This window comes from Rufibacter sediminis (assembly GCF_014269285.1).
Classification (GTDB): Bacteria; Bacteroidota; Bacteroidia; order Cytophagales; family Hymenobacteraceae; genus Nibribacter; species Nibribacter sediminis.
Window position 1 is genome coordinate 1 of record NZ_JACOAF010000057.1, and the last position, 5,131, is coordinate 5,131.

Here is a 5,131-nt window from a genome sequence, read left to right on the forward strand (position 1 = left end):
GACACAAGCGGATAACCCACCCCTACCCCTCCGAGGAGGGAATTATCTTCATTTAGGAAAACTCTAGTTGGAGAAACTCCCCTCCTCGGAGGGGTAGGGGTGGGTGGCGCTTTCTGAGCAGTGAGTGCAAGTCACGGAAGTAACTTCCGCGCCATAGAAAAGCTGGAGTAGGTTCCGTTTTAGCTTCATTTCCACAAAACACCCCTAAAACGAAAAAAGCCGCACAAAGCGTGCGGCCATTTTCTATATATGCAGTTGTGTATTGTTCTGGTTGGTTAGGCAGAAACCTCGGCCAGGGTAGGGTAGTCGGTGTAGCCTACTTCGGCGGTGTTGCTGTAGAACGTGTTGTAATCCGGGGCGTTCAGCTCGGCGTTCTCCGCGAAACGCTCTACCAGGTCGGGGTTGGCGATGAACGGACGACCGAAGGCCACTAAATCGGCAAGGCCGTCTTCCAGCACTTTATTACCGGTTTCCTGCGTGAAGCCGCCGTTGATGATGAGCGTGCCGTTGTACAGCGGACGGAAATGCTTGGCTACTTCTTTGATGGCATACGGCAGCTCGGCCACTTTAGGGGACGCCTCAGTGAGGTGCAGATAAGCCAGGTTGTAGTCGTTCAGACGCTGCACGATGTACTCAAACGTAGGGGCGGTTTCCTCATCCACGGTGATGCCGAACTGCTCGTGCATGGATGGGTTCAGACGAACGCCCACGCGGCTCAGGTCGATGACTTCTTTCACGGCATCCAGCACCTCGAAGAAGAAACGGGCGCGGTTCTCAGCGGTTCCGCCGTATTCATCGGTGCGCTGGTTGGAGCAGCGGCTGAAGAACTGGTGGAACAGGTAGCCGTTGGAAGAGTGGATTTCCACACCGTCAAATCCGGCTTCTACCGCGTTAGCGGCGGCTTTTTTGAAATCTTCCACAATGGCTTTGATTTCAGCAGTCTCCAAAGCGCGCGGCGTCACGGTTGGTTTGAAACCTTCGGCGGTGAAGGCCTGGTCATTAGGATTGATGGCTGAGGGTGCCACTGGCAAGTCGCCGTGGTGGAAATCTGGGTGCGACATGCGGCCCACGTGCCACAGCTGCGCATAGATTTTCCCGCCTTTCTCGTGCACGGCCTTAGTCACTTCTTTCCAGCCTTCTACCTGCGCAGCCGAGTAAATGCCCGGGATGTTGATGTAGCCGATGCCCTGCGGACTTACCGGCGTACCTTCTGAGATGATAAGACCGGCACTGGCGCGTTGGGCATAGTACAGGGCGTTCAGCTCATTAGGGGCATTCTCTGGGTTATTGGACCGGCTGCGGGTCATGGGGGCCATCACTAAACGGTTGTTCAGGTTTAGAGCACCTTTCTGGTAAGGCTGTAACAGCGGTTGATTTTCTAGTTGGCTCATAACTTTATTTTGTGTAAACAAGAGTTGTATATACAACTATATAGGTAAAAAAATATTAACGGCAGTCTCTGATTTTATCCATGAGCTCGCCCACCAGTGTCGCCTCTGAGGGCGTGATGTGGCGGTACTTTTCCTCCAAGTCGCTCATAATTCCATCGGTTTGCTTCAGAAGGTCCAGACCTTTCTCGGTGATGAGAATATCTACCTTGCGGCGGTTGCCCGCACATTGGCAACGGGTCACCAGGTCTTTCTCCAGCAGTTTGTCTACCAGACGGGTGGCGTTGGACTCCCGGTCCAGCATGCGCTCCTGAATAAGGCCCAGCGTAGCCGGGTTAGGGTACTGGCCCCGCAGAATCATGAGCACATTGTGCTGCTGCAAGGACACCCCGTATTGTTTCAACTGGCAGGAAAGCGCTTTCTGCAGCCAATTACCCGTGAACATGACGTTGACCACCATGCGCAGGTAAGGGTTGGCAAATGATTTCTGCTTTATTTCGTCCTCTAATTTCATGGGCTTGTTGCCATTGGCACGACAAATATACGTCGCTCTGTTGTATATACAACTATTGTACAGATTCTGTTCCCCTTTCGGCTAGTTTCTTTTGAGAAACCAATCGCTCCAAGCCGTTTATCGGCTGTTTTTTACAAAACAGGGCAAATCTGTAGATCTGCTTCGGGGCCAAAAATATTTATGCCCGCACAGAGCTATTGGCCGAAAATCTGACCGAAGCAGTGCGCCTCTACCCCAGGTTAGGCGCAGATGGAGCGATGTACCCGGTGGTGGCCGGTGATTCAACGGTGCTGTCTGGGTCCGCGTCTTCGGTGATGTCAGTGGCATTGTCGCGGTCTTCCGCTTCCTGGTCTACCGGCTTTTTCGCTTCGCAGGCACCCAGCAGAAACAGGCTGGTGAGGGCAACAAAAATTCCTGATCGCCAGATGGAACGACTTGCAAGTGGGGCGGAGGTTTCCTTTTTCATAATGTTCTGTAGAGAAGGTGACGTTTTCTCCTCTACGGAAAACCCAACGATGTTGCCAAAAAGCGAAGGTTAAATTTAAAGCCAGCCAGCGCACAGAATCAACGAAACTACAAACGACTGTTCTATTTCATCCTGACAGAGCTACGGCCGGAAACACGTCATCCATCTGGATGCATTCATAAAAAACGAGGGGCCATTGTTCTCCAGCTTGAGACTTTATAGACTGAATGTCTTGCAGGTGCCGTATGCGATCCTCCGCCAGGGCAGATCGTTTAGGGGCCATTTCCCCAAAACAGCCCCTAAACGAGATGTCAACAATAAACAATCAGCAATCAATTCACCGTAAGTTGATTTTCCAGCATGCGGTTGTTGTACTGCTGGATGAATGCCTTCAGTTTGTTTTCCATGGCTACCCTGATGAGTGGCTCCTTGTCTTTGAGGTTCTCCTTCAGGAACTTGTCTTCCTTGTAGTTGAACAGCCCCAGCGTGGTGGTGCCGTTGAACTGCAGAAAGTAATCGCCCTCGGTCCATTGATAGCCGCCCTGGTAGCTGATCGCGAAGTTGCCTTCCTGCGGATTCAGCATGTTCTTCCCGAAGGAGAAGTACGGCTGGTCGTAGCCCAGGTAACCCAGCACAGTGGGCATGATGTCCAGTTGCTGCACCACGCGCTCCCGCTCCACGCCTTTGAAATCCGCATCGCCGGGGGCGTAGAAAAGGATGGGCACCGCGAAGTTGCCCCAGGCAGTCTGGTACTCGGGGTAGAAGGTGTGGGTGGCCGAGTGGTCGGCGGTGATCACAAAGAGCGTGTTCTTGAACCACGGGGCCTGGCTGGCTTTCTGGAAGAACTTCCGCAGGGCCATGTCTGAGTACCCGATGCACTCAAAAATCTCGAAGGGTCCTTTCTTGAATTTGCCCTGGTAGCGCGCCGGCACTTTGTACGGGTGGTGCGACGAGGTGGTGAACACTGCGCTCATGAACGGCTCCTGAAACGTGTTCAGTTTACCGGCCATGAATTGCAGAAACTCCTCGTCCCAGATGCCCCACATGCCGTCAAAGTCCTCGGGTTTGCCGTACTCGGTCATGCCGTAGTAGTCCTGCACGCCAATCAGGTTCATGAACGCGTCAAACCCCATGGAGCCGTTAGGTGCCCCGTGGAAGAAGGAGGTGTGGTAGCCCTTTTGCCCAAGGGTGCGCGGCAAACTGGGCAGGTTGTTGCTCACGTACTGCGTAAGCACGAACGGTTCCTGAATACTGGGGATGCTGGTGAGCACGCTGGGCAGCGCGTCAATGGATTTCCGGCCGTTTGCAAACGAGTTCCAGTACACTTTGCTGTGCCCCATGAGCGAGTCCAGAAACGGCGTGAAGCCGGTATAGGTGCCGTTCTCCAGATGGTGGTTGTAGCCGCCCACGGCCTCCTTTCCGAAGCTCTCCAGCACAATCACCACCACGTTTTTCTTCTGGAACCGGGCCGAATCGGTGGGCTGGTGCAGGGGCGAGTACAGTTGCGCCACCTCCTGCTCAGGGAAGTATTCCACCTTCTGGTAGCTGGTTTTGTTGATAGTTCTGATAACGGAGAACGGCGTGTTGAGCACGATATACATTTCCTGCGGACGCTCTACGTACTCGCCGGCGTTGCTGAGCGTGATGGGCCGCGTGCTGTGCCGGAAACCGCCGCGCATGGCGCCAATGCTCAAACCCACGGTTAACACGAGCAGCACCGTGTGCCACGGATAGTAGAACCACGGATTGTACACCGGCGCTTTCTCCAGCCGGATGCGGTTGTACAGCCAAGCCATCAGCGCTACCAAGCCCAGCCAGATCACCGCCACGTACCAGAAATCAACGAGAAAGCTGGAGGCGAAACTGCCCCAGTTCTCGTTGGCAAACTCCTTCACCACGCTGCCGGTGGTGCGGCGCAGGGTAAACCGGTAATAGATAAAGTCGATGCAGTTGAGCGCCAGCCCCAGCCCGTTAAAGACCAGAAACACCCATTTCACCACCTTCCGGTAAACCGGATGGTGCCGGAACCGAAACGGCAACAGCATGAGCGCGATGAACAGCAGATTGGTGTACAGCACCGCCACCAGATCAAAGCGCAGGCCGCCCCACAAGAGGTATAGCAGATCAGAGAACGAGGTTTCCGCGAAAAAGCCCCGGTTGAAAAAGTAGAAGAGAAGCCGGCAGACCGTGTACAGCAGCATGGCCACGCCCAGCGCCAGCAGCATGGCAAGATGCACGCTCCGGCGCAACGCGCTCGGCTGAAAGGATTTCATCATGTTCTATCAAAAGAAGCGCAAAATTACTGAACCCGAAGCAGATATAGAAACCGGGTATCCACCACGAAAGCAACCTCCGTTTTCAGCCCCTTTTCCAGAAAGAAGGCCTAAAACGCGCTCTGGCTATAAAGGATATAGATGCGTAGGGAAGGTTCTCAAAAGTTAACGGCTTACTGATTTGCAAACTTCCGGCCATTTTGGGTCCAAGTCACAGACTTGAACCATGGGTATCTAAACCCACCCCTAACCCCTCCGAGGAGGGGAATAAGGCTCCGCAGATCAGAGGAGGAGAATAAGGTCCTGCCGAAAAGCTCCCCTCCTTGGCTAAGGAGGGGCTGGGGGTGGTTCGCTGTTCCAAGCAGGAAGAACTTCTACTAAACGCAACAAAACCAGTCTTTCGGGAGAGCGCCTTTGTTTTAGACCTGGTGCCGCGCATGCGGCAGGCCTGCTGGCCAAGGCTAAAACAACAGCGCGAACCCGGAAGACG

4 protein-coding genes are annotated in these 5,131 nt (G+C 54.0%); all 4 read right to left on the minus strand.

All coding sequences use genetic code 11. The annotated features are described in order from the left end of the window. Positions 1 to 275: 275 nt before the first annotated feature. Positions 276 to 1,391: an alkene reductase gene (locus tag H7U12_RS20765; RefSeq protein WP_186641760.1), complete on the minus strand. Its 1,116-nt coding sequence runs from the start codon at positions 1,389 to 1,391 to the stop codon at positions 276 to 278. A gap of 55 nt (positions 1,392 to 1,446) precedes the next feature. Beyond that, on the minus strand, positions 1,447 to 1,902 hold the full coding sequence (locus H7U12_RS20770) for a MarR family winged helix-turn-helix transcriptional regulator (RefSeq protein ID WP_186641762.1): 456 nt from the start codon (positions 1,900 to 1,902) through the stop codon (positions 1,447 to 1,449). Positions 1,903 to 2,131: 229 nt separating this feature from the next. Beyond that, positions 2,132 to 2,368, minus strand: coding sequence for a hypothetical protein (locus H7U12_RS20775; RefSeq protein WP_186641764.1), 237 nt, complete (start codon positions 2,366 to 2,368; stop codon positions 2,132 to 2,134). Positions 2,369 to 2,700: 332 nt separating this feature from the next. Next, positions 2,701 to 4,644, minus strand: a complete 1,944-nt coding sequence (locus H7U12_RS20780; protein WP_186641766.1) for an LTA synthase family protein — start codon at positions 4,642 to 4,644, stop codon at positions 2,701 to 2,703. Positions 4,645 to 5,131: the final 487 nt, after the last annotated feature.

Excerpts from the sequence above, each read along its gene's own strand:
- H7U12_RS20775 (WP_186641764.1), bottom strand. The coding sequence starts at position 2,368 with ATGAAAAAGGAAACCTCCGCCCCACTTGCAAGTCGTTCCATCTGGCGA.
- H7U12_RS20780 (WP_186641766.1), bottom strand. The coding sequence starts at position 4,644 with ATGATGAAATCCTTTCAGCCGAGCGCGTTGCGCCGGAGCGTGCATCTT.
- H7U12_RS20765 (WP_186641760.1), bottom strand. The coding sequence starts at position 1,391 with ATGAGCCAACTAGAAAATCAACCGCTGTTACAGCCTTACCAGAAAGGT.
- H7U12_RS20770 (WP_186641762.1), bottom strand. The coding sequence starts at position 1,902 with ATGAAATTAGAGGACGAAATAAAGCAGAAATCATTTGCCAACCCTTAC.